Annotated in this window: 23 protein-coding genes; 14 read left to right on the plus strand and 9 right to left on the minus strand. The window is 61.2% G+C overall.

Features of this window, described 5'->3' with window-relative positions:
- Positions 1 to 126: 126 nt before the first annotated feature.
- From ACIPO9_RS19740 to ACIPO9_RS19755, 4 genes are all read left to right on the plus strand, one after another.
- Positions 127 to 306: a hypothetical protein gene (locus ACIPO9_RS19740; protein ID WP_274134331.1), complete on the plus strand. Its 180-nt coding sequence runs from the start codon at positions 127 to 129 to the stop codon at positions 304 to 306.
- A 181-nt stretch (positions 307 to 487) separates the two neighbouring features.
- Positions 488 to 973: a hypothetical protein gene (locus tag ACIPO9_RS19745; RefSeq protein ID WP_400604370.1), complete on the plus strand. Its 486-nt coding sequence runs from the start codon at positions 488 to 490 to the stop codon at positions 971 to 973.
- A 170-nt stretch (positions 974 to 1,143) separates the two neighbouring features.
- The gene (locus ACIPO9_RS19750) at positions 1,144 to 1,887 is read left to right on the plus strand and encodes a TorF family putative porin (RefSeq protein WP_400782918.1); all 744 of its coding nucleotides are present in this window, start codon (positions 1,144 to 1,146) and stop codon (positions 1,885 to 1,887) included.
- Between the two features lie 63 nt (positions 1,888 to 1,950).
- Complete coding sequence (locus ACIPO9_RS19755; RefSeq protein WP_400782919.1) at positions 1,951 to 2,820, plus strand: DUF6279 family lipoprotein; 870 nt, start codon at positions 1,951 to 1,953, stop codon at positions 2,818 to 2,820.
- Between the two features lie 116 nt (positions 2,821 to 2,936).
- Here ACIPO9_RS19755 and ACIPO9_RS19760 read toward each other — a convergent pair whose 3' ends face one another.
- Positions 2,937 to 3,332 carry a transcriptional regulator gene (locus tag ACIPO9_RS19760; protein ID WP_274134327.1) on the minus strand — a complete coding sequence of 132 codons (396 nt, stop codon included), beginning with the start codon at positions 3,330 to 3,332 and terminating at the stop codon, positions 2,937 to 2,939.
- A 181-nt stretch (positions 3,333 to 3,513) separates the two neighbouring features.
- On the opposite strand from ACIPO9_RS19760, the gene ACIPO9_RS19765 reads away from it, so the two are divergent.
- Complete coding sequence (locus ACIPO9_RS19765; RefSeq protein ID WP_400604377.1) at positions 3,514 to 3,789, plus strand: hypothetical protein; 276 nt, start codon at positions 3,514 to 3,516, stop codon at positions 3,787 to 3,789.
- A gap of 113 nt (positions 3,790 to 3,902) precedes the next feature.
- Here the strand turns inward: ACIPO9_RS19765 and ACIPO9_RS19770 are convergent, their stop codons facing one another.
- On the minus strand, positions 3,903 to 5,255 hold the full coding sequence (locus ACIPO9_RS19770) for a DEAD/DEAH box helicase (RefSeq protein WP_400782920.1): 1,353 nt from the start codon (positions 5,253 to 5,255) through the stop codon (positions 3,903 to 3,905).
- Between the two features lie 392 nt (positions 5,256 to 5,647).
- Between ACIPO9_RS19770 and ACIPO9_RS19775 the strand changes: the two genes are divergently transcribed.
- The 4 genes from ACIPO9_RS19775 to ACIPO9_RS19790 are packed head-to-tail and all read left to right on the plus strand — an operon-like array spanning position 5,648 to position 10,783.
- Positions 5,648 to 6,124: a formate dehydrogenase subunit gamma gene (locus tag ACIPO9_RS19775; protein ID WP_274134324.1), complete on the plus strand. Its 477-nt coding sequence runs from the start codon at positions 5,648 to 5,650 to the stop codon at positions 6,122 to 6,124.
- Positions 6,124 to 7,683: a formate dehydrogenase beta subunit gene (locus ACIPO9_RS19780; protein ID WP_400782923.1), complete on the plus strand. Its 1,560-nt coding sequence runs from the start codon at positions 6,124 to 6,126 to the stop codon at positions 7,681 to 7,683. The genes ACIPO9_RS19775 and ACIPO9_RS19780 overlap by 1 nt, the downstream gene beginning before the upstream one ends.
- Positions 7,680 to 10,565, plus strand: coding sequence for a formate dehydrogenase subunit alpha (fdhF, locus tag ACIPO9_RS19785; RefSeq protein ID WP_400782925.1), 2,886 nt, complete (start codon positions 7,680 to 7,682; stop codon positions 10,563 to 10,565). Before ACIPO9_RS19780 ends, fdhF begins: the two co-directional genes overlap by 4 nt.
- Positions 10,562 to 10,783 carry a formate dehydrogenase subunit delta gene (locus ACIPO9_RS19790; RefSeq protein WP_274134321.1) on the plus strand — a complete coding sequence of 74 codons (222 nt, stop codon included), beginning with the start codon at positions 10,562 to 10,564 and terminating at the stop codon, positions 10,781 to 10,783. Before fdhF ends, ACIPO9_RS19790 begins: the two co-directional genes overlap by 4 nt.
- Before the next feature lie 203 nt (positions 10,784 to 10,986).
- Here the strand turns inward: ACIPO9_RS19790 and ACIPO9_RS19795 are convergent, their stop codons facing one another.
- The 6 genes from ACIPO9_RS19795 to ACIPO9_RS19820 all read right to left on the minus strand — a co-directional run bounded on the left by ACIPO9_RS19795 (position 10,987) and on the right by ACIPO9_RS19820 (position 14,662).
- Positions 10,987 to 11,214: a hypothetical protein gene (locus ACIPO9_RS19795; protein WP_400782927.1), complete on the minus strand. Its 228-nt coding sequence runs from the start codon at positions 11,212 to 11,214 to the stop codon at positions 10,987 to 10,989.
- 229 nt (positions 11,215 to 11,443) lie between these two features.
- Positions 11,444 to 11,779 carry a hypothetical protein gene (locus tag ACIPO9_RS19800; protein ID WP_400782928.1) on the minus strand — a complete coding sequence of 112 codons (336 nt, stop codon included), beginning with the start codon at positions 11,777 to 11,779 and terminating at the stop codon, positions 11,444 to 11,446.
- Between the two features lie 243 nt (positions 11,780 to 12,022).
- On the minus strand, positions 12,023 to 12,259 hold the full coding sequence (locus tag ACIPO9_RS19805) for a hypothetical protein (RefSeq protein ID WP_274134318.1): 237 nt from the start codon (positions 12,257 to 12,259) through the stop codon (positions 12,023 to 12,025).
- Between the two features lie 152 nt (positions 12,260 to 12,411).
- A complete protein-coding gene (locus tag ACIPO9_RS19810; RefSeq protein WP_400782931.1) occupies positions 12,412 to 13,278 on the minus strand; it encodes a carboxylate/amino acid/amine transporter in 867 nt (288 codons plus the stop codon).
- 316 nt (positions 13,279 to 13,594) lie between these two features.
- Entirely contained in the window at positions 13,595 to 14,194 is a 600-nt protein-coding gene (locus ACIPO9_RS19815; protein WP_400782932.1) for an FMN-dependent NADH-azoreductase, read from the minus strand.
- A gap of 153 nt (positions 14,195 to 14,347) precedes the next feature.
- On the minus strand, positions 14,348 to 14,662 hold the full coding sequence (locus tag ACIPO9_RS19820) for a 3-phosphoglycerate kinase (RefSeq protein ID WP_274134315.1): 315 nt from the start codon (positions 14,660 to 14,662) through the stop codon (positions 14,348 to 14,350).
- 51 nt (positions 14,663 to 14,713) lie between these two features.
- Here ACIPO9_RS19820 and ACIPO9_RS19825 point away from each other — a divergent pair, with 51 nt between their 5' ends.
- The 4 genes from ACIPO9_RS19825 to ACIPO9_RS19840 all read left to right on the plus strand — a co-directional run bounded on the left by ACIPO9_RS19825 (position 14,714) and on the right by ACIPO9_RS19840 (position 19,240).
- Complete coding sequence (locus ACIPO9_RS19825; protein ID WP_400604395.1) at positions 14,714 to 15,640, plus strand: LysR family transcriptional regulator; 927 nt, start codon at positions 14,714 to 14,716, stop codon at positions 15,638 to 15,640.
- Positions 15,641 to 15,664: 24 nt separating this feature from the next.
- Positions 15,665 to 16,462, plus strand: coding sequence for an alpha/beta fold hydrolase (locus tag ACIPO9_RS19830; RefSeq protein WP_400782933.1), 798 nt, complete (start codon positions 15,665 to 15,667; stop codon positions 16,460 to 16,462).
- A 179-nt stretch (positions 16,463 to 16,641) separates the two neighbouring features.
- The gene (locus ACIPO9_RS19835) at positions 16,642 to 17,199 is read left to right on the plus strand and encodes a peptidylprolyl isomerase (RefSeq protein WP_274134312.1); all 558 of its coding nucleotides are present in this window, start codon (positions 16,642 to 16,644) and stop codon (positions 17,197 to 17,199) included.
- Between the two features lie 181 nt (positions 17,200 to 17,380).
- A complete protein-coding gene (locus tag ACIPO9_RS19840) occupies positions 17,381 to 19,240 on the plus strand; it encodes an ABC transporter ATP-binding protein (protein ID WP_400782935.1) in 1,860 nt (619 codons plus the stop codon).
- A 98-nt stretch (positions 19,241 to 19,338) separates the two neighbouring features.
- On the opposite strand, the gene ACIPO9_RS19845 is transcribed toward ACIPO9_RS19840, so the two are convergent.
- Positions 19,339 to 20,463 carry a GNAT family N-acetyltransferase gene (locus tag ACIPO9_RS19845; RefSeq protein WP_400782936.1) on the minus strand — a complete coding sequence of 375 codons (1,125 nt, stop codon included), beginning with the start codon at positions 20,461 to 20,463 and terminating at the stop codon, positions 19,339 to 19,341.
- Positions 20,464 to 20,742: 279 nt separating this feature from the next.
- Between ACIPO9_RS19845 and ACIPO9_RS19850 the strand changes: the two genes are divergently transcribed.
- Complete coding sequence (locus tag ACIPO9_RS19850; protein ID WP_274134309.1) at positions 20,743 to 22,059, plus strand: putative porin; 1,317 nt, start codon at positions 20,743 to 20,745, stop codon at positions 22,057 to 22,059.
- Positions 22,060 to 22,307 lie beyond the last annotated feature (248 nt).

Genomic DNA, 22,307 nt, shown 5'->3' on the forward strand with positions numbered 1-22,307 from the left:
TCCGGGAAATGAATAGCCTCGTGAAATTCGGGCCACTGGCTGTCAAGGCTATATTTACCGGGCTATTTTGTGGCCAGTGAGATAAGATGGCCGGCCGTATTAATTTTTTATAGGTTAATTACAGCCATGCGCGTAAAAGCATCCCAGTCGAAAGCCAAGCCTGCTCCCGCCGTTGAAACCAGCGACTCGATCAACGCTCAGATCGCAGCTTTCCTGAAATCCGGCGGTGAAATCCAGCAGATTGCCAAAGGCGTCAGCGGCCAGACCTACACCACCTCCAAGCAGATCTCCCTGGGTAAAAAGTAAATTTTTCCCCGCCTGCGCGGTCGACATCCAGGCGCCTTGATTCCAGGGCGCCAGGTCCATCGCCCTGCTGTTCCGAAAAAGCTCTGCTTTACTGTCACGTCATGATGCGTTCGTCCTGAACGACCCAGGCGTACAGGCTGGACGATGCCCTGATCACCAGACATCTCTGCGGAACCCCTACATGAAAAAATGGATGTTTCTCGGCGCACTGCTATGCGTTGGCCTGGGTGGATGTGCGACACACGGTTGTGACACCGCCACCGTAGGCAGCAACTGCCGCACGGACTACCTCCTTTTCCAGAATGACATGCTCCAGGCGAAGTGGATCATCAACGAACGCCGCCAGGAGAGCTACGAGCTGGCCAATGCGCTGCTGGCCCGCGCGGCTCGCCAGGACAAGACCGGCGAGGCCGAGTTTTATCAGGCCGTGCTGTTACTGCGCCTGAACGCCTCGGGCTCTCAGGTCCACGACATGCTCCAGGAATCGGCCGATCGCAAGTACCCGCTGTCCATCGCATTGCTGGCGCAGCTGTCGGGATCGGTAGACCAGGAAAAGGCCCACATGTACCGCCTCAAATACGATGAACTGGACGTCGCCAAAAGCGGCTATCCGTCATTTGCCCAGGCGCTGGTGGTGGTCAACAAGCTGATTTCCCAGAACAACTGATCGCGAAGTTCGGATTTTCTGCGACGAATCGACCAGCGGTCGAAACATCGCGGCATTCGCCGGTATGCTTGCGAGGCTCTAGCTCGCGGTTCCTGTCGTATCATCGGGGTTTTGCCACAACGCCGACAGGACATTTTCGATCCACTCCTCGCAATCCCAAGGAGTGAAGCATGCCTCATGCTCGCCTTTTCAACCGGCAGACCACTGCCCTGCTCGTCTGTGCCCTGCTGGTGCACGCGCACGCCAGCGCCCAGGTGATGGAGCGCGATCTTGGCGACTTCAGCCTCAAGCTCGGCACCACGCCCAGCCGCAGCATGGCCCAGGGGCTGGTGACGCCCAGCGCGGGGGATTCGGCGTTTCATGGCGGCCTGGACCTGACCCACGAGAGCGGCTTCTACTTCGGCCAATGGTCCCCCAGCGCAGGGCTGACGCCGGACACCACGCTGGAAGTCGATTCATACATGGGCTTCAAGAAGCCGTTCGACAAGACCCTGGGCTACGAGCTGGGCGTCATCCGCTACAGCTACCCCAACACCGACCAGATCGACAGCCACGAGCTGTACGCCGGGTTTCGCATCTTCGACAGCCGCATCGGCACCGCTTTCAGCACCGACGCCGGGCGCCAGGACAGCACTCTGTTCCTGGACCTTGGCGGGATCGTGCCGCTGGGCCTGGACATGCGCATGCAATACGGCAATCACCAGCTCGACTCTCCGGCCATCATCGACGGTGGTGGCATGGTCAGCGCTTATAACGACTGGTCGTTCAACGTCTCCCGTCCCTGGCTCGGCATGGACATGAACCTGATGTACAGCGGTTCGAGCCTGAGCGGCGCGAGCTGCACCGCCTACAGCGGGCATAACAGCCAGTGCGAAAGCACGGTGACGCTCAAAGTGGTGCGCTCATTCTTCTGATGGGCTGAACCGCCACGGCCCGGCTTGCTCTATAACTGGGAGACGAAACGGCAAGGAGCTGTCATGCGTACCCTGTTCAAGACCTGCATTGCGTTGTGGCTGAGCCTGATGCTGCTGGCGGGCTGCAGTCAGATCGGTCTGACGTACCGGCATCTGGACCTCATCATTCCCTGGTCGCTCAACGACTACCTGGACATGAATGCCACGCAAAAGGACTGGCTCGACGAGCGCCTCAAGGAGCACCTGAGCTGGCACTGCACCACGCAGATTCCCGACTACCTGGCCTGGCTCGATCGCCTTGAGGGGATGGTGCAGAGCAATCAGGTCAACGAAGCCCAACTCAAGGCGCGCACCGCCGAAGCGCGTCAGGCCATTGCCACCGTTTCGCGGGAGATCACGCCGTCGGCGGTCGAATTGTTGCGTCAGCTTAATGACCAGCAAGTGGCGGAGATGGAAGCGGCCTTTGCCAAGGACATGCGCAAGCACGAATCCGAATACGTGGACCAGCCACTGGACCGCCAGGTCGCCGACCGCGCACAGCGCATGGAAAAACGTCTGAACCCGTGGATCGGCAAACTCAGTCCGGTGCAACGCGAGCGCGTGATGCAGTGGTCAACTTCGCTGGGGGAGCAGAACCGCCTGTGGATCGACAACCGCGCCCACTGGCAGTCATTGCTCGTGACGGCGGTCAAACAGCGTCAGGCGCCGGATTTCGATCAGAAGATTGCCAAACTGCTGCAGGATCGCGAAACGTTCTGGACGCCCGAATATCGCGCGGCCTACGACCATACCGAGCAAGCGGCGATAGCGTTGATCAGCGACCTGATGGCGCAAAGCTCACTGGAGCAGCGTCAGAAGTTGATGGAGAAGATCGCGGACGTGCGGCAGGATTTCAATAATCTGAGTTGCTTGAAGGCCGTCAAAAACACATAACCCGTAGGAGCGCGCTTGGCCTGGGCCGCATCCGGACGATGGCGGTGTATCTGTGACGCATTCATCGTGTGACACACCGCCGTCGCGGGCAAGCGCGCTCCTACAACGGTCTCCCGCTATGCCACCTGCGCCTTGGACGACACCTCGTCAAAGGTGTCCGGGTCCAGCGCATCGGCCTGCTCATCGAGCACCTGACGCGGGTGGTCGTTGCCTGGGATGCTGCTGTCGATCATCGCCAGCAGGCTCGCACCGCGCGGAGTCAGGACGAAATTCTCGCCATTGCCGCCCTCTTCTTCCGGACGCGATTCGATGAATCCGCGTTTGAACAGCAACGCCTCAAAGTCGGCAGCGCGCATTTTCAGGGCGTCCAGGTCACCGGTGCTTTCACCCTCGGCGGCCTTGGCGGCGGCGTGTTCCTCGGCGTATTTGCGGGGAGCAAACGGCTTGTCGGCGCTGTTTTGCACCTCATGCAGCAGACGTTCGATCAGATCCCAGTCGTATTTGTCAGACATATCCAACCTCCAGGAGCAGGGATGAAAACCCGTGACGTCCGGCCAGCGGGCTTGGTGCTCAGAATTGTGACCGGGCGTAGCGGTAGCCGTTCAGCCGGCTGGCCCAGCGGTCAATGCCTGAACTTTCCCCTCTCCTTGCGCCTCCATTCAAGTAAGCCCGCACTGGATACAGAGGCCACCCATGAAAACCCTGACAAGCATTACCGCTGCGCTCATGCTGCTGGCGGCCACGCCCCTCTGGGCCTGCACGCCCGAGGAGGCACAAGCCAAGCGCGAACAACTGGCGCAGGAAGTCGAGAAACTGACTCAGCAGAACCCGGCCAAGGCCAAGGAGCTGAATCAGGAGATCAAGGACATGCAACTGGAAACCGCATCCAAGGATCTGCCGGACAAATGCCAGTTGATCGATCAGCGGTTGAAGGAGATGGATGAAGCCGCAAAAAAAGCCGACGGATAGATCAGCCCCTGTAGGAGCGCGCTTGCCCGCGACTGCGGTGTGTCAGACGATAAATGCGTCATAGAGACACAATAATCGCGGGCAAGCGCGCTCCTACAAGTGTAGGGCGTGGGTTACTCGCTGACCGCGGGACGGGTCACGCGCTTTTTCAGGGGCGCCATTCCGTCCTGGCTGACCAGCGACTCGGCCTTAGGACGATTCACCGTCTTGCGCTTGGTCGGGCCCTTGGCGACGGCTTTTTTCTTGTCGCCCTTCTTGTCACCCTTGCCGTCGGTCTTTTTCTTCTTCACGCCCACGGCTTTGCCCGACGCCTTGACCTTCTTCGGTCCTGTGTAGGTGCCTTTGACTTCCTTGATGGTGCGGCGCTCGAACTTCTGCTTCAGGTAGCGCTCGATGCTGGACATCAGGTTCCAGTCGCCGTGGGTAATCAGCGAGATCGCCAGACCCTCGGCGCCGGCACGGCCAGTACGGCCGATGCGGTGCACGTAGTCGTCGCCGGTGCGCGGCATGTCGAAGTTGATGACCATGTCCAGGCCCTCGACGTCCAGGCCACGGGCCGCGACGTCAGTGGCTACAAGGATCTTCACCCCGCCCTGCTTGAGACGGTCGATCGCCAGCTTGCGGTCTTTCTGGTCCTTCTCGCCGTGCAACACGAAGGTCTTGTACTCCAGCGCGACCAGACGGCCATAGATGCGGTCGGCCATGGCGCGGGTGTTGGTGAAGATGATCGCCTTCTTGTACGTCTCGTTGGCCAGCAGCCAGTGCAGGACCTGTTCCTTGTGCACGTTGTGGTCAGCGGTGATGATCTGCTGACGGGTGCCTTCGGCCAGTTCGCTGACGTTGTTGACCTGCAGGTGCTGTGGATCCTTGAGCACCTTGGCGATCATCTCGCGCAGGCCCGAACCACCGGTGGTGGCGGAGAACAGCATGGTCTGCTGGCGGTTGGCGCACTCGCCGGCCAGGCGCTCGACGTCTTCGGCAAAGCCCATGTCAAGCATGCGGTCGGCTTCATCCAGCACCAGCAGCTCAACTTGCTTGAGGTCCAGGTTGCCCGCGTTCAGTTGCTCCAGCAGACGGCCAGGGGTGCCGATCAGGATGTCCGGGACCTTGCGCAGCATGGCGGCCTGGACCTTGAAGTCCTCGCCGCCGGTGATCAGGCCGGCCTTGATGAAAGTGAACTGGGAAAAACGCTCGACTTCCTTGAGGGTCTGCTGCGCAAGCTCGCGGGTCGGCAGCAGGATCAGTGCGCGAATGTCGACGCGCACCTTGGCCGGGCCGATCAGGCGGTTGAGCATCGGCAGCACGAACGCGGCGGTCTTGCCGCTGCCGGTTTGCGCCGTCACCCGCAGGTCGCGTCCTTCCAGCGCCAGCGGAATGGCCGCTGTTTGCACAGGCGTAGGCTCGACGAAATTGAGTTCGGCCACGGCTTTGAGCAGGCGTTCGTGCAGGGCGAATTGGGAGAACACGGGTGTTACCTCGGCGGAATGCGAAAAAACAGTCGCATAGGTTACCGGTTTAAGGCGCCTTAGCCGAGCCTCTTTAGCGCCAACGGCCGATTTTGTTACAGGATTTCGCCTGTGCACTGGCTTGTGGCGGTTCCCTTCTACACTCAAGGGGTGGTCGCAGAGAGAACCGAACAGGTCGCTTTGGTGCGCGATCGGCCAAAGCGCCATGGCAAGCTGCCCTTTAGCCCTTGATGAGGTGTGGCGCAGACCGCACCGGGCAAAACAAGACGCCCGACAAGGGTGCCCTGGCCAACGGCCTGAACTGCCACGAAGCCGTGACGTGGCGCGGCCGCAGCCGACACTTTCGGACAACCGACTACCCCTGGTATGTCCGTGACCGTGAGGAATGCTGTATGCCTGATGAGATGTCGTACCTGCCGATGGTCAACCACGTGCTGGAGCGCCACAAAGGCTCCCCCGGCGCGCTGCTGCCCATTCTCCATGAGATTCAGGAGGGCATCGGCTACATCCCCGATGTCACCGTCCCCGAAATAGCCCACGCCCTCAACCTGAGCCAGGCCGAAGTGCGCGGGGTGATCAGCTTCTACCATGACTTTCGCACCGCGCCGCCCGCGCGCCACATCCTGCGCCTGTGCCGTGCCGAGTCCTGCAAGAGCCGCGGCGCCGAGCAACTGGCCGCGCAATTGCGCGAGCGCCTGCATCTGGACGACCACGGCAGCAGCGCCGACGGCAACATCAGCCTGCGCCCGGTCTATTGCCTGGGAGCCTGCGCCTGTTCACCGGCGCTGGAACTGGACGGCAAGATTCATGCGCGCCTGAGCGCCGAGCGCCTGAACAGGCTGATCGACGCGTGTCAGGAGGGTGCGTGATGACCCATCTCTACCTGCCTGTCGATTCACTGGCCCGCGCCGTGGGCTCCGATGAGGTGGCCGTGGCCCTGGCCAGCGAGGCGCGCAAACGCAACCTGCCGCTGGACCTGCACCACACCAGCTCCCGGGGCCTGTACTGGCTCGAACCGCTGCTGGAAATGGACACTCCACAAGGCCGCATCGGCTTCGGCCCGCTGACCGCCGAAGACGTGCCCGGCGTGCTCGACGCCCTGCAAGGTGAACCTTCAAGCCATCCGCTGGCTCTGGGCCTGGTGGAAGAGCTGCCCTATCTCAAATCCCAGCAACGCCTGCTGTTTGCCCGCGCGGGCATTACCCAGCCGCTGTCGCTGGATGACTACCGCAGCCACGGCGGCTTCGAGGGCCTGACCCGGGCCATCGCCGTCGGCGGCGAACAGACCGCCACCGAGGTGTTCGATTCGGGCCTGCGCGGACGCGGCGGTGCGGCGTTCCCCGCCGGGATCAAATGGCGCACGGTGCGCGGCACCCAGGCTGCGCAGAAATACATCGTGTGCAACGCCGACGAAGGCGACTCCGGCACCTTCGCCGACCGCATGCTGATGGAAGGCGACCCCTTCCTGCTGATCGAAGGCATGGCCATCGCCGGGATCACCGTGGGTGCCAACTACGGCTACATCTACGTGCGCTCGGAATACCCGCAAGCCATCGCCACCCTGCGCGAAGCACTGGGCATCGCCCGCGCCGCCGGCTACCTGGGCGCCGATGTCGGCGGGAGCGGCCTGGCGTTCGACATGGAAGTGCGAGTCGGCGCCGGGGCCTACATCTGCGGCGAGGAAACTGCGCTGCTGGATTCGCTGGAAGGCAAGCGTGGGATCGTTCGCGCCAAGCCGCCGATCCCCGCATTGCAAGGCCTGTTCGGCCAGCCAACCCTGGTGCACAACGTGCTGACCCTGGCTTCGGTGCCCATCATTCTGGCCAAGGGTGCACAGTTCTATCGCGACTACGGCATGGGCCGCTCCACCGGCACCATGCCCTTCCAACTGGCCGGCAACATTCGCCATGGCGGGCTGGTGGAGCGGGCGTTCGGCCTGACCCTGCGCGAGCTGGTGGAAGACTACGGCGGCGGCACGGCCAGTGGCCGGCCCTTGAAAGCCGCCCAGGTCGGCGGCCCGCTGGGCACCTGGGTGCCGCCTGAACATTTCGACACCCCGCTGGATTACGAAGCCTTCGCCGCCATCGGCGCGATGCTCGGCCACGGTGGCGTGGTGGTCGCCGACGACACCCTGGACATGGCCCACATGGCGCGCTTCGCCATGCAGTTCTGCGCCGAAGAATCCTGCGGCAAGTGCACGCCCTGCCGCATCGGCTCGACCCGTGGCATGGAGGTCATCGACCGCATCCTCGCCGCGCCCGACCAGGGCAAGCGCACGGAACAGGCCATCGTCCTCAAGGATCTGTGCGACACCCTGCAGTACGGCTCGCTTTGCGCGTTGGGCGGCATGAGCGCCTTCCCGGTCGCCAGCGCACTCAAATACTTCCCCGCCGACTTCGGTCTGCAAGCCTCGGAGGCCGAACAATGATCACTATTTTCGATCCGAAAACCGACATCGATCTGGGCACGCCGGCGCGGGAAAGTCAGGTGCAGGTCACCCTCAACATCGACGGGCGCAGCATCACCGTGCCCGAAGGCACCTCGGTCATGCGTGCCGCGGCGCTGATGGGCACCACCATCCCCAAACTCTGTGCCACCGACAGCCTGGAAGCGTTCGGCTCGTGCCGCATGTGCCTGGTGGAAATCGACGGCATGCGCGGCTATCCCGCGTCCTGCACCACGCCGGTCAGCGAAGGCATGAGCGTGCACACCCAGACGCCCAAGCTCGCCACCCTGCGCCGCAACGTCATGGAGCTGTACATCTCCGACCACCCGCTGGACTGCCTGACCTGCTCGGCCAACGGCAACTGCGAGCTGCAGACCGTGGCCGGCCAGGTGGGCCTGCGCGAGGTGCGCTACGGCTATGAAGGCGAGAACCATCTGAGCGACGCCAAAGACACCTCCAACCCCTATTTCGACTACGACCCCAGCAAGTGCATCGTCTGCAACCGCTGCGTGCGCGCCTGTGAAGAAACCCAGGGCACCTTCGCGCTGACTGTTTCCGGGCGCGGTTTCGAATCCCGTATTTCGGCCGCCGGTGGCGAGGACTTCCTGGATTCCGAGTGCGTGTCCTGCGGCGCCTGCGTGCAGGCCTGCCCGACCGCCACGCTGATGGAAAAAAGCGTGGTGCAGATGGGCCAGCCCGAGCGCAGCGTGATCACCACCTGCGCCTATTGCGGCGTCGGCTGCTCGTTCCGCGCCGAGATGAAGGGCGATCAACTGGTGCGCATGGTCCCGGACAAGAACGGCCAGGCCAACCACGGCCACTCCTGCGTCAAGGGTCGCTTCGCCTGGGGTTACGCCACCCACCCGGATCGCATCACCAAGCCGATGATTCGCAAGCACATCAATGACCCGTGGCAGGAAGTCAGCTGGGATGAGGCGGTTACCTACGCCGCCAGTGAATTCCGCCGCTTGCAACAGCAATACGGCCGCGACTCCATCGGCGGCATCACTTCCAGCCGCTGCACCAACGAAGAAACCTATCTGGTGCAAAAACTGGTGCGCACCGCGTTCGGCAACAACAACGTCGACACCTGCGCCCGCGTCTGCCACTCGCCCACCGGTTATGGCCTGAAACAGACCCTGGGTGAATCCGCCGGGACCCAGAGCTTCGATTCGGTGATGAAAGCCGACGTGATCCTGGTCATGGGCGCCAACCCCAGCGACGCCCACCCGGTGTTCGGCTCCCAGCTCAAGCGTCGTCTGCGTGAAGGCGCGCGGCTGATCGTCATCGACCCACGGCGTATCGATCTGGTGGATTCGGTCCACGCCCGCGCCGAGCTGCACCTTGCCCTGCGTCCGGGCACCAACGTGGCCATGCTCAACGCCCTGGCCCACGTCATCGTGACCGAAGGCCTGCTCGACCAGGCGTTCATCGACGAGCGCTGCGAAACCGTCGATTTCGCCCGCTGGAGCGCCTTTGTCAGCCAGCCTGAAAACGCCCCTGAAGTGTTGGGCCTGATCTGCGGCGTACCGGCCGAGGACATCCGCGCAGCAGCGCGCCTGTACGCGACCGGCGGCAACGCGGCGATCTATTACGGCCTGGGCGTCACGGAACACAGTCAGGGCAGCACCTCGGTCATGGGCATCGCCAACCTTGCGATGGCCACCGGCAACATCGGCCGTGAAGGCGTGGGCGTGAACCCCTTGCGCGGACAGAACAACGTCCAGGGCTCCTGCGACATGGGCTCCTTCCCTCACGAATTGCCCGGCTACCGGCACATCTCCAACGAAGTGGTGCGCGCGCAGTTCGAGCAGGCGTGGAACGTCACCCTGCAACCCGACCCGGGCCTGCGCATCCCGAACATGTTCGAATCGGCGCTGGCGGGCAGTTTCAAGGGCCTGTATTGCCAAGGTGAGGACATCGCCCAGAGCGACCCGAACACCCAGCACGTGACCGCAGCACTGTCAGCCATGGAGTGCGTGGTGGTGCAGGACATCTTCCTCAACGAAACCGCCAAGTTCGCCCACGTGTTCCTGCCGGGCAGCTCGTTTCTGGAGAAAGACGGCACCTTCACCAACGCCGAGCGCCGCATTTCCCGCGTGCGCAAAGTCATGGACCCGCTGGGCGGCAAGGCCGACTGGGAAGGCACGGTGGCGCTGGCAAACGCCTTGGGCTACCCGATGAACTACAGCCATCCGTCGCAGATCATGGATGAAATCGCCAGCCTGACGCCGACCTTCACCAACGTCAGCTACGCAAGCCTGGACCAGCACGGCAGCCTGCAATGGCCATGCAACGAAGCAGCGCCCGACGGCACGCCGACCATGCACATCGATGCATTCGTACGCGGCAAGGGGCGCTTCATGCTCACCGGCTACGTGCCCACCGAGGAGAAGGTCAACACCCGTTATCCACTGTTGCTGACCACTGGCCGCATCCTCAGCCAGTACAACGTCGGCGCCCAGACACGGCGCACGGAAAACGTCGCCTGGCACGAGGAAGACCGGCTGGAAATCCACCCCACCGACGCCGAAAGCCGTGGCATCAACGAGGGCGACTGGGTCGGCATCGGCAGCCGCTCGGGGCAGACCGTGCTGCGCGCACGGGTGACCGAACGGGTCGCACCGGGCGTGGTGTACACCACCTTCCACTTCCCGGAATCAGGCGCCAACGTGATCACCACCGACAACTCCGACTGGGCCACCAACTGCCCGGAATACAAGGTCACTGCCGTGGAGGTCAGCCGCGTCTACCACCCTTCCGAATGGCAGAAACGCTACCAGGCGTTCAGCGACGAGCAACAACGCCTGCTCGATGAACGCCGCCAGGCACGCGCTGACGCGAAAGTCGAGGTGCGCCGATGAGCAATGAAAGCCTGATCAAGATGGCCAACCAGATCGCCCAGTACTTCAGCACCGAACCTGACGAAGAAGTGGCGGTAAAGGGCGTTCGCAATCACATGCAGATGTTCTGGACGCCCGGGATGCGCAAGGAATTGCTGGCGCTGCAGAGCGGACATGAGGGCGCCCAGCTGCACCCGCTGGCGCAGGTAGCGGTCAGTGGTGCGGGTTGGGGGTCATAGCCTGTCGCTTTTGTAGGAGCGCGCTTGGTCTGGGCCGCATTCGGACGATGGCGGTGTGTCATTCTATGGTTGCGTACCTGACACACCCCTGTCGCGGGCAAGCGCGCTCCTACAGGCGGTATAGGTAATTGCACAAACAAAAAGCCCGGCATCCGCCGGGCTTTTGATATGGGGTCGGTTCGATCTGAACCGGGTGCCGCTTGTTACTCGTAACGCTGATAGTGCGAGCCGAATTCCTTGCGGTTCTCAGCGACGATCACAGTGCCGCTCGACTGGCTGGCGAAGGGCTTGGCGACTTGTTTGCTGTCAGCGGTGGCGTGGATGTAGGTAGGTTCCAGTACGACAGTCTGGCGGGCAGCCTGAGGGGTGGCGAAGGCAGAGCCGGCGGCCAGGAAGGAAAATGCGAAGCCCAGGGCGATTGATTTTTTCATGATGGTATCTCCGGTAAGTGGGGGTGAATCGTTTTGTTGAAGCCAATTTATGCCCGTCACCAAAAGATTAAAAACCACCACTATTTATTCCAGACATCAGGAGCGCTGATAATAGTGTTTACACTATCGGGCCGATAGACGATGCACATCGGCAAATCACAAACAACAAAAAGCCCGGCATCTGCCGGGCTTTTTCATGTGCGTTCAGGTCGGACTGAACTTGCACGTATTACTCGTAACGCTGGTAGCTCGAACCGAACTCTTTGCGGTTTTCAGCCACGATCACAGTGCTGGTCGATTTGCTGTCGAAAGGCTTGACCGCATCTTTGCTGGCCACTTTGCTATCCAGGACAGTAGCGCTGGATGCATCGACGATGGCGCGTTGGTAAGTTTTTTCTGGAGCGGCGAATGCAGAACCTGCTGCCAGAACCGAAAGTGCAAAGCCGATAGCGATGGATTTTTTCATGGTCTTGATCTCCGCAGAACTGTTGGTAAGTTGGGTAATTCGTTTCGTTGGAGCCAAGTTAATCGAACGGCCTGTCATTGAAAAACCAAGCGTCGGCATACTGAACATCATTGGCGGTGATGGGTGCCACCAAAGGCTCTGGCTCAACGCTTTCCCCTGTAGGAGCGCGCTTGCCCGCGACTGCGGTGTGTCAGTTCACATTTGCGTGTCTGATACACCGCAGTCGCGGGCAAGCGCGCTCCTACAGGGACGGGGCAACTTTTTTATGTTCGAAAAAACAAAAAAGCCCGGCATCTGCCGGGCTTTTTACTGTGCGTTCAGGTCGGACTGAACTTGCACTTCTTACTCGTAACGCTGATAGCTCGAACCAAACTCTTTGCGGTTTTCAGCGACGATCACAGTGCTGGTCGATTTGCTGTCGAAAGGTTTGACCGCATCTTTGCTGGCCACTTTGCTGTCCAGAACAGTAGCACTGGAAGCATCGACGATAGCACGCTGGTAAGTCTTTTGTGGGGCGGCGAAAGCAGAACCTGCTGCCAGAACCGAAAGTGCAAAGCCGATAGCGATGGATTTTTTCATGGTCTTGATCTCCGCAGAAGTGTTGGTAAGTTGGGTAATTCGTTTCGTTGGAGCCAATCTATTGGATCGGCCCCAACATGAAAAACCACCCGTGCAGATATCAAACATCAGCCGCGATGATGCAGACGAGCAGCGCGTCTAGCACCGGTGTTTCAGCGAATCGATTGCGGCTGCGCAGCACTGCGACGGCTGATCCAGACCGAGAAAACGATCACCAGAGCGCCGAAAAACAGCTTGCCCAGGTCTTCGTTGCGGCCCCAGATCAGCAGGTTGATCAACAGCCCCACCGGCACATGCAGGTTGTTCATCACCGCCAGGGTGCCGCCGTTGACCAGGCACGCGCCCTTGTTCCACCAGTACATGCCCAGTGCGGTGGACACCAGCCCCAGAAACAGCAACACACCCCACTGCTGCGGGCCCTCGGGCAGGTGCTGGGGATTGCCGAACAGAAGGAATGCGGGCAGTGCCACGGCCAGCGCGCCCAGATAGAAGTAGCCGAAGCGGCGGTAGTGCGGCAGATCGCTGGGGTGGCGGGCCACGAGGTGTTTGTACAGCACCTGCCCTGCTGCGTAGGTGAAGTTGGCCAGTTGCAACAACAGGAAACCGCCGAGGAAGTTCGAATCGACACGGTCATAACGGATGATGACCGCCCCCAGTACCGCGACGATGGCCGCCAGCAGGCCCCAGGGATTGAAACGGCGATTGAGCGCATCCTCGATCAAGGTCACGTGCAAGGGCGTGAGGATGGTGAACAGCAGCACTTCCGGCACCGTCAGCACCCGGAAACTCAGGTACAGGCAGACGTAGGTCACGCCGAACTGCAATGCGCCGATCAGCAGCATCCCGCGCATGAAACGCGGCTCGACCTGACGCCAGCGGGTCAACGGGATGAACACAAGCCCGGCCAGCACGACGCGGATGAGCACGGCCAGGTAACTGTCGACGTGACCTGCCAGATAAACGCCGATCAAGCTGAAGGAAAACGCCTGGATCAGCGTCACAAAGAGTAGATAACCCATGATTGCCCCTTTTTCGAAGGCGGCGACCTTAGCGGGTTCAGCCAGAGCAGTTCAAGCGCAGCAATTGTAGGAGCGCGCTTGCCCGCCATTGCGCCGGGTCAGATACATGAATATGACTGACACACTGCCATCGCGGGCAAGCGCGCTCCTACAGGGGGGGTGGTGGACCTTGCAGGCAATAAAAAACCCGATGACCCGGCGCGATCAGGCGGGTCTATCGGGCAATGCACTCAGGAGCGGTTCGAGTGCCAAAGGAGTGTCGATGAACGTGAAGATAATCGCAGGCCAGGATTAACCGACCGTTAAGTCCTTCCCATCAAGCCACCTGGGCGAGTTTGGCGATGGCCTGATTCAGGCCTTTCTGCGAGAAGTCGCCGCCCATGTTCAGGCCTTCGGCATGAATGAAGGTGACGTCGTGGATACCGACAAAGCCCAGCACCTGACGCAGGTAGGGTTCCTGATGGTCCAGCGAACTGCCGGCGTAGATACCGCCGCGAGCGGTCAGCACGTAGGCGCGCTTGCCGGTCAGCAGGCCCTGGGGGCCGGTGTCGCCGTACTTGAAGGTCACACCGGCGCGCAGCACGTGGTCGAACCAGGACTTGAGCGTGCTCGGAATCGCGAAGTTGTACATCGGCGCTGCCAGCACCACCACGTCGGCGGCCACCAGTTCGTCGGTCAGCTCGTTGGAGCGCTCCAGCGCAGCCTGTTCAACGGTGCTGCGCTGATCCTGCGGCTTCATCCAGCCACCCAGCAGCTCGCTGTCCAGGTGCGGAACCTGTTTCACCGCCAGATCACGCACGGTGATCTCGTCGGCCGGGTGCGCGCCGCGCCATTGGCTGATGAACTGCTGGGTCAACTGACGGGATACCGAGTCTTGCTGACGGGCGCTGCTTTCGATGACGAGTACGCGGGACATGGGTTTGGCCTCTGGCGAATGATGGTGTGGATTCGATGGAGGCCAGAGTAACGAGCAACAATTCGATTAAAAAGCGCAAAAAACTGCTACTAAATATCTATTAATTTGTTTTAACAGCGAGAGCGATTTACTCTCTCGCCATGACGCTGACGTCTACTGCGGCTCGCAACTGAGCTTGACCCGCAGCTTGATGATCTCGCGGCTGAATTTGACCGTGACGTTGCTGCTGCTCTTTGCCGCGATCTGCACCCTGCGCGTGCGAGGGGCTTCGGGCCCGTTGTTGAACACCGCAGTGCACTTGGCAGGCACGTCGCCGTAGTTGTTAATCGTGATGTTGCCGATGTCGTAGGCCGTGTCGTGGCTGTTGTAGTCGATCTGCATGCCGTTGAGGTGTTTTTCCACATCGATCGGGTAGGCAAAGGCGCTCAGGGGCAACATCGTCAGCAGCACACAACAGAATCTTTTCATGCGGCAGTCTCCAATTATGAGGCTGCCAGCTTAGGACAGAAGGATCCACACATGAAAGCGCCCCGCGTAACCCTTGATCAATGGCGCACCCTGCAGGCCGTTGTCGATCATGGCGGCTTTGCCCAGGCGGCCGAGGCGCTGCACCGGTCCCAGTCTTCGGTGAGCTACACGGTAGCTCGGATGCAGGACCAGCTCGGCGTGCCCCTGCTGCGCATCGACGGGCGCAAGGCGGTGCTGACCGAGGCCGGTGAAGTACTGCTGCGTCGCTCACGGCAACTGGTGAAGAACGCCAGCCAGCTCGAAGACCTCGCCCACCACATGGAACAGGGCTGGGAGGCCGAAGTGCGACTGGTGGTCGACGCCGCCTACCCCAATGCACGGTTAGTGCGCGCACTGACCGCCTTCATGCCGCAGAGCCGTGGCTGCCGGGTGCGGCTGCGCGAGGAGGTGCTGTCAGGCGTCGAGGAAGCGTTGCTTGAAGGCGTGGCCGATCTGGCGATCAGCGGCTTCACTATTCCAGGCTATCTGGGTGCCGAAATGAGCAGCGTCGAGTTCGTCGCCGTGGCTCATCCCGAGCACCCTTTGCATCTGGTGCAGCGTGATTTGACCTTCCAGGACCTGGAAAGCCAACTGCAGGTGGTGATCCGCGACTCCGGCCGCAATCAACCCCGCGACGTGGGCTGGCTGGGTGCCGAACAGCGCTGGACCGTGGGCAGCCTTGCCACCGCCGCGACCTTCGTCAGCAGCGGGCTGGGCTTCGCCTGGCTGCCGCGGCACATGATCGAGCGAGAACTGCGCGAAGGCGTGCTGAAAATTCTGCCGCTGGACAAAGGTGGCAGCCGCAGCCCGACCTTCTATCTTTATTCCAGCAAGGACAAGCCGCTGGGGCCTGCAACGCAGATCCTCATCGAGCTGATCCAGACCTTCGACACCGCGCCGCTGGATGCGCCCTTCGCGGCGCCGCAGCAGGCGGTGTGACACTGACACACACGGACGTAACCCATGCCCTGGTTCGAACACGACGGCTGCTCCCTGCACTACGAAGAATATGGCCACGGCAGCCCGGTGCTGCTGGTCCACGGCCTGGGCTCGAGCTGCCAGGACTGGGAATACCAGATCCCGGCCCTGGCCGCGCATCATCGGGTGATTGCCGTTGACGTGCGCGGCCACGGGCGCTCCGACAAACCCCGCGAGCGCTACAGCATCCCCGGTTTCAGCGCCGACATCGAAGCCCTGATCGATCACCTGCACCTGGGCCCGGTGCACCTGGTGGGGCTTTCCATGGGCGGAATGATCGGCTTTCAACTGGCAGTCGATCAGCCGCAATTGCTCAAGAGCCTGACCATCGTCAACAGCGCCCCTGAGGTGAAGATCAAACGCCTGGACGACTTCAAACAGTTCGCCAAACGCTGGTTGCTGGCACGGCTGCTTCCCATGGAAACCATTGGCAAGGGGCTGGGCAAGAACCTGTTTCCCAAGCCCGAACAAACCGACCTGCGGCACAAGATCGCCAAACGCTGGGCGCAGAACGAGAAACGCGCCTATCTCGCCAGTTTCAGCGCGATTGTCGGGTGGGGTGTGCAGGAGAAGTTATCGCGAATCAGTTGCCCGACGCTGATCGTCACGGCGGATCGGGACTACACACCGGTGGCTTTGAAACAGGCCTACACCGATTTAATTCCTGGCGCGAAACTGATGGTGATCGAAGATTCACGGCATGCAACGCCACTGGACCAGCCAAAAGTGTTCAATCAATTGCTACTGGAATTCATTGAAGAGCAGGAGGTCGCCCACGCGTAGCAGCACGGCTTGCCGGCGGGGCGGTGTGTCAGTCAATGATGTATTGCATGGCAGGACGCTCCCGCCGGCAAGCCGTGCTGCTACGTGGGATCGCGCCACCTGCCTCTGTCCAAACCTGCGCAAACGTGCTTCCCTTGCCAACTGTTTGCAGTCGAACAATCAATCAGGACTTGTGCCCCATGCTGAAAAAAATCGCCCTCTCTGCCGCCGCCGTGCTGTTCGCTTCCAACCTGATGGCCGCTCCCGCGCCACACGTCGTGCTGGACACCAGCTTCGGCCAGGTCGAGATCGAGCTGAACCAGGACAAGGCGCCGGTCAGCACTGCCAACTTCCTCAAGTACGTGGACAGCAACTTCTACTCCAACACCATTTTCCACCGTGTGATCCCGGGCTTCATGGTCCAGGGCGGCGGTTTCACCGCGCAGATGGTGCAGAAGCCGACCAACGATCCGATCAAGAACGAAGCCGACAACGGCCTGCATAACGTACGCGGCACCATCGCCATGGCCCGCACCTCGGACGTGAACTCGGCCACCAGCCAGTTCTTCATCAACGTGGTCGACAACGCCATGCTCGACCACGGCGCCCGCGACTACGGCTACGCGGTGTTCGGCAAGGTGGTCAAGGGCATGGACGTGGTCGACCAGATCGTCAACGTGCAGACTGGCAACAAGCAAGGCATGCAAAACGTGCCGCTGGACCCGATCATGATCAAGTCGGCCAAGCGCGTGAACTAAGCTACCTGAGTGCGCAAAAGCCGGGCGCCCTGCCCGGCTTTTGCATTTCTGGGACACAGTCACGGGAAAGAGTCCGAGCATTCGTGATTTCATGCGGTCAGAACCCATGCGATTGAAAAAAAGCACTGCCCGACCCGCCCCTCAGAATGGAGAGCCCGCTCAAGCGTGGGCGTCATAGCCAATGCTCTATCGTCGTTTTGAAAAGCTGATCGACATCTTCCGCGACGCCCCGACCGCCGCGCCCCCCAACCAGGTCGTCGCGTTCTACGTGTATTACCTCAAACAGGTATGGCCAAGCTTCCTGGCCTTGCTGGTGGTGGGCCTGATCGGTGCGCTGATCGAGGTGTCACTGTTCAGCTACCTGAGCCGCATCATCGACCTGGCCCAGGGTGCGCCCAACCCGAACTTCTTCAGCGACCACGCTTTCGAGCTGGCGTGGATGGTCATCGTCGCGCTGATCCTGCGGCCGATCTTCGTCGGCCTGCACGACCTGCTAGTGCATCAGACCATCAGCCCCGGCATGACCAGCATGATCAACTGGCAGAACCACAGTTACGTGCTCAAGCAGAGCGTCAATTTCTTCCAGAACGACTTCGCCGGCCGCATCGCCCAGCGCATCGTGCAAACCGGTAACGCCTTGCGCGACTCCGCCGTGCAGACGGTCGATGCCATGTGGCACGTGCTGATCTACTCGATTGGCGCACTGGTGCTGTTTGCCGAGGCCGACTGGCGGCTGATGATCCCGCTGCTGAGCTGGATCGCCGGGTTCGTGATCGCGCTGTGGTACTTCGTGCCACGGGTCAAGGCCCGTTCGGTGGTGTCCTCCGACGCCCGCTCCAAACTGATGGGGCGAATCGTCGATGGCTACACCAACATCACTACCCTCAAGCTGTTCGCCCACACCAGCTCCGAGCAGCAATACGCACGGGAAGCGATCAGCGAACAAACCGAAAAGACCCAGCTGGCGGGCCGCGTCATTACCGAAATGGACACGGTGATCACCACCCTCAACGGCATCCTGATCGTCTGGACCACCGGCCTTGCGCTGTGGCTGTGGACCCAGTCGATGATCTCGGTGGGTGCGATTGCGCTGGCCACGGGCCTGGTGATCCGCATCGTCAACATGTCCGGCTGGATCATGTGGGTGGTCAACGGCATCTTCGAGAACATCGGCATGGTGCAGGACGGCCTGCAGAGCATTTCCCAGCCGGTCGGCGTCACCGATCGCGAGGCCGCGCCGAAACTGAACGTCAGCCGCGGCGAAGTGCGCTTCGAACACCTGAAGTTCCAGTACGGTAAAGGCAAGGGTGTGATCCATGACCTGAACCTGGACATCAAGCCTGGGGAGAAGATCGGCCTGATCGGACCGTCCGGGGCAGGCAAATCGACGTTGGTGAACCTGCTGCTGCGCTTGTATGACGTGCAGGGCGGGCGAATTCTGATCGACGATCAGGACATCTCCCACGTCGCTCAGGAAAGCCTGCGCTCGCACATCGGCATGATCACTCAGGATACGTCGCTGCTGCACCGCTCGATCCGCGACAACCTGCAGTACGGCAAGCCCAACGCCACCGATGCAGAGTTGTGGGAAGCGATGCGCAAGGCCCGGGCCGACGAGTTCATTCCGCTGTTGTCCGATTCCGAAGGCCGCACCGGGCTCGACGCCCATGTGGGCGAACGCGGGGTGAAACTTTCAGGCGGGCAACGTCAGCGCATCGCGATCACTCGCGTGCTGCTCAAGGACGCGCCGATCCTGATCATGGACGAAGCGACCTCGGCGCTGGACTCGGAAGTGGAAGCCGCCATTCAGGAAAGCCTGGAGACCCTGATGCAGGGCAAGACCGTCATCGCCATTGCCCACCGTCTCTCGACAATTGCCCGGATGGACCGGCTGATCGTGCTGGAGAACGGCCGCATCGCCGAGAGCGGCACCCACGCTGAACTGCTGGCGAACAAAGGGCTGTATGCGCGGTTGTGGGCGCATCAGACGGGTGGGTTTGTGGGGGTGGAGGACTTCCCCCTGGCCCCGCAATCGTTGTAGGAGCGCGCTTGCCCGCGAGGACGGTGTGTCAGTCGATATTCGCGTGTCTGGCACACCGCGTTCGCGGGCAAGCGCGCTCCTACGGGCGGGGGCGTCGGTCAGGCCTGCCGATACGGCAAGGCCAATCGCGCTTCCTCGGCGTACGCCAGAATCCCCGCCCTCTCCTGCTCCAGAAACCCGGCCACCGCTTCGCGCAATCCGGGGTGGGCCAGGTAGTGCCATGAGTGGGTAATCACCGGTTCGAACCCGCGAATCAACTTGTGCTCGCCCTGGGCGCCAGCATCGAATCGCTTGAAGCCGTTGGCGATGGCGTAGTCCATGCCCTGGTAGAAACACGTCTCGAAATGCAGCCGGTCGAATTCGGCCAGGCAGCCCCAGTAGCGCCCGTAGAAACTGTCGCCACCGATCAGGCTGAACGCCATCGCCACCGGTCGTCCACCTTGCCTGGCCAGCACCACACGAATCGCCCGGGGCATGCGTTCAGCCAGCAGGCTGAAGAATTCCCTCGTCAAATAAGGCGCCTGCCTACGGACTTCGTAGGTATTGGAATAGCAGGCATAGACAAAATCCCAATGGGCCTCGCTCAGCTCATGCCCTTCCAGCCACTGGAAATCAAACCCCTGCCCCGCCACCTGTTCACGTTCCTTGCGCATCTGTTTGCGCTTGCGTGAACTCAAGGCGTCGAGAAAATCCTGAAAGTCGCGATAGCCGCGGTTCTGCCAGTGGTACTGACAGCCGATGCGCTGCAGCCAGTCCGGCTGGCCGGCAAGCATCGTATCGATCACCGGGTCGTTGAAGTTGACGTGAACGCTGGACAGCTCCTCGGCCTGGGCATAACCGGGCAGGCAGGCCAGCAGTTCGCGCCCGTCCTCAGGCGTTTTTGCCAGCAACCTCGGCCCGCTGACCGGACTGAACGGCACGGCCACCAGCAGCTTGGGATAGTAGGTGATCCCTGCCCGGCGACAGGCGTCGGCCCACGCGTGGTCGAACACATACTCGCCATAGGAATGCCACTTGCGATAGGTCGGCATCGCGGCAATCAGGCGTTCATCTTCGTAATGTAGAAGATGCTCGGCACGCCAGCCCGAACGCGGCCCCAGGCTGCCGCTGTCTTCCAGCGAACTGAGAAAACCGTGGCGCAGGAACGGTGAATCGCCGGGGATCAGCGCATCCCACTCCCAGGGTGCCAGATCCGACAGCCTGTCCAAACGGTGTAACGACATCGCCCCCTCCAGAACCGCGCCAACGTTTGCGCATTATCACTTATTGAAACCCATTGCACATGAAATTTGCGATGACAGCGCTCTAGCTCGCGGGTTCCACGAAATTTTCACATGTCATCGACATGCCATCACATAGCCATCGTTTCGTAATAATCCGTCGCAATACTGGCGCCTGTTTTTAGAGCCCCCGGTTCTTAAAACCTGACTTTTTTCCGCCCACTCCGGGTCGGTTGTTCCCTGGATGGCCTTTGTCATCCCTTCTCATCTACGGAGATTGATATGCGTCTTGCTTCCACGAAAACTGCGGCAGCCCTGTGTGGCGGTATGCTGCTGGCCCTGAGTGTTCCGGCCAGCGCCGCAGTCGACGCGAAACTGCTCGACATGCTCAAGGCCAACGGTTCGATTTCGCAGGCTCAGTACAGCGAACTGCAAACCGAACTTGCCAAGGATCAGCAGGCTCAAGCTCAAGCACAAAAGGCACAAGCCGACCAGATCGCCGCCGCCACCGCCAAGTCTTCCGACCTGTCGGCTTTCGAGCAGAAAGTGGCATGGGCTGCCAAGACCCAGTTCAAGGGTGACGTACGTGTCCGCCAAGAGACCGTCAAGATCGACGATCAAAACAACAGCCAGGACAAGAACCGTCAGCGTATCCGTGTTCGTCTGGGCGCCTACACCGACATCAACCCACAAGTCAGCACTGGTATTCGTATCGCCACTGGCGGCGACAACAAGGCCAACTCCACCAACGTTGACCAGAACGATTACTTCACCAAGAAAGACCTGTGGCTGGATCAGGGCTATATCGACTACCACCCGACTGCCATCCAGAACCTGCACGTGATCGGCGGCAAGATGGCCCAGCCATGGGTCAGCGAAGGCGACGTGATCTGGGATAGCGACATCAACCCGGAAGGTCTGGCAGCCACTTACAGCGTGCCAGTCACCAAGGGCTTCGAGCTGTTCGGTAGTGCCGGTACCTACACCCTCAAGGACAACATCAGCGGCGACGGCACGCAGTTCAAGAACGACCTGCGTCTGAACGCCGGTCAGCTGGGTACACGTATCGCGGTCACCGACAACGTCAAGATGACCCTGGGCGGTTCCGTTTACCAGTACCAGCACTCCAACGACTGCAACCCGGCTGCGGCCAGCACCAGCACCACGTTCTGTGGCTTGGGCATCAACGGCAACAACACCAACGACTTCCGTCTGTATGAAGGCTTCGGTCAACTCGACCTGACCGGCCTAGTCGTTCCAGTGGGTCTGTACGGCCAGTACGTGGTCAACAGCGCCACCGACAGCGACCAGGACACTGCATGGCTGGCTGGCGTGAAGACCAAGGTGTTCGGTTTCGGCCTGGACTACAACTATCGCGATACTCAGCGTAACGCAGTGGTTGGCGCCTTCACCGACTCGGACTTCGCCAACGGCACCACCGGTTCGCGCGGTCACAAGCTGAGCGTTTCCTACGATGTTGACAAGAACTTCACCCTGGGCGCCACGTACTTCCTGACCAAGGCAGACTTCGCGTTCGCAGGTGCTGCGCGTGACCAGGATGCCAACACCCTGCAACTGGATGTGATTGCCAAGTTCTAAGAACACCCGCCGCGGGCTTCAAGCGGCAAGCTACACGCAACACACCTCCAACCCCGGGTGCTCCCTCGGGGTTGGAGCTGAATCTCACAGCCTGGTATTGCCCTGTCGGATCCCCATCATCCGTTTCGACAGGTCAGTTCCGGGCTGTTTTTGTTTGCACGTAGGAGCGCGCTTGCCCGCGATGGCGTCGGGTCAATCACCCGGGATGCGCCTGACCCGACGCCATCGCGGGCAAGCGCGCTCCTACA

The organism is Pseudomonas sp. NPDC090203 (assembly GCF_044746765.1).
GTDB classification, from domain to species: Bacteria; Pseudomonadota; Gammaproteobacteria; order Pseudomonadales; family Pseudomonadaceae; genus Aquipseudomonas; species Aquipseudomonas putida_AD.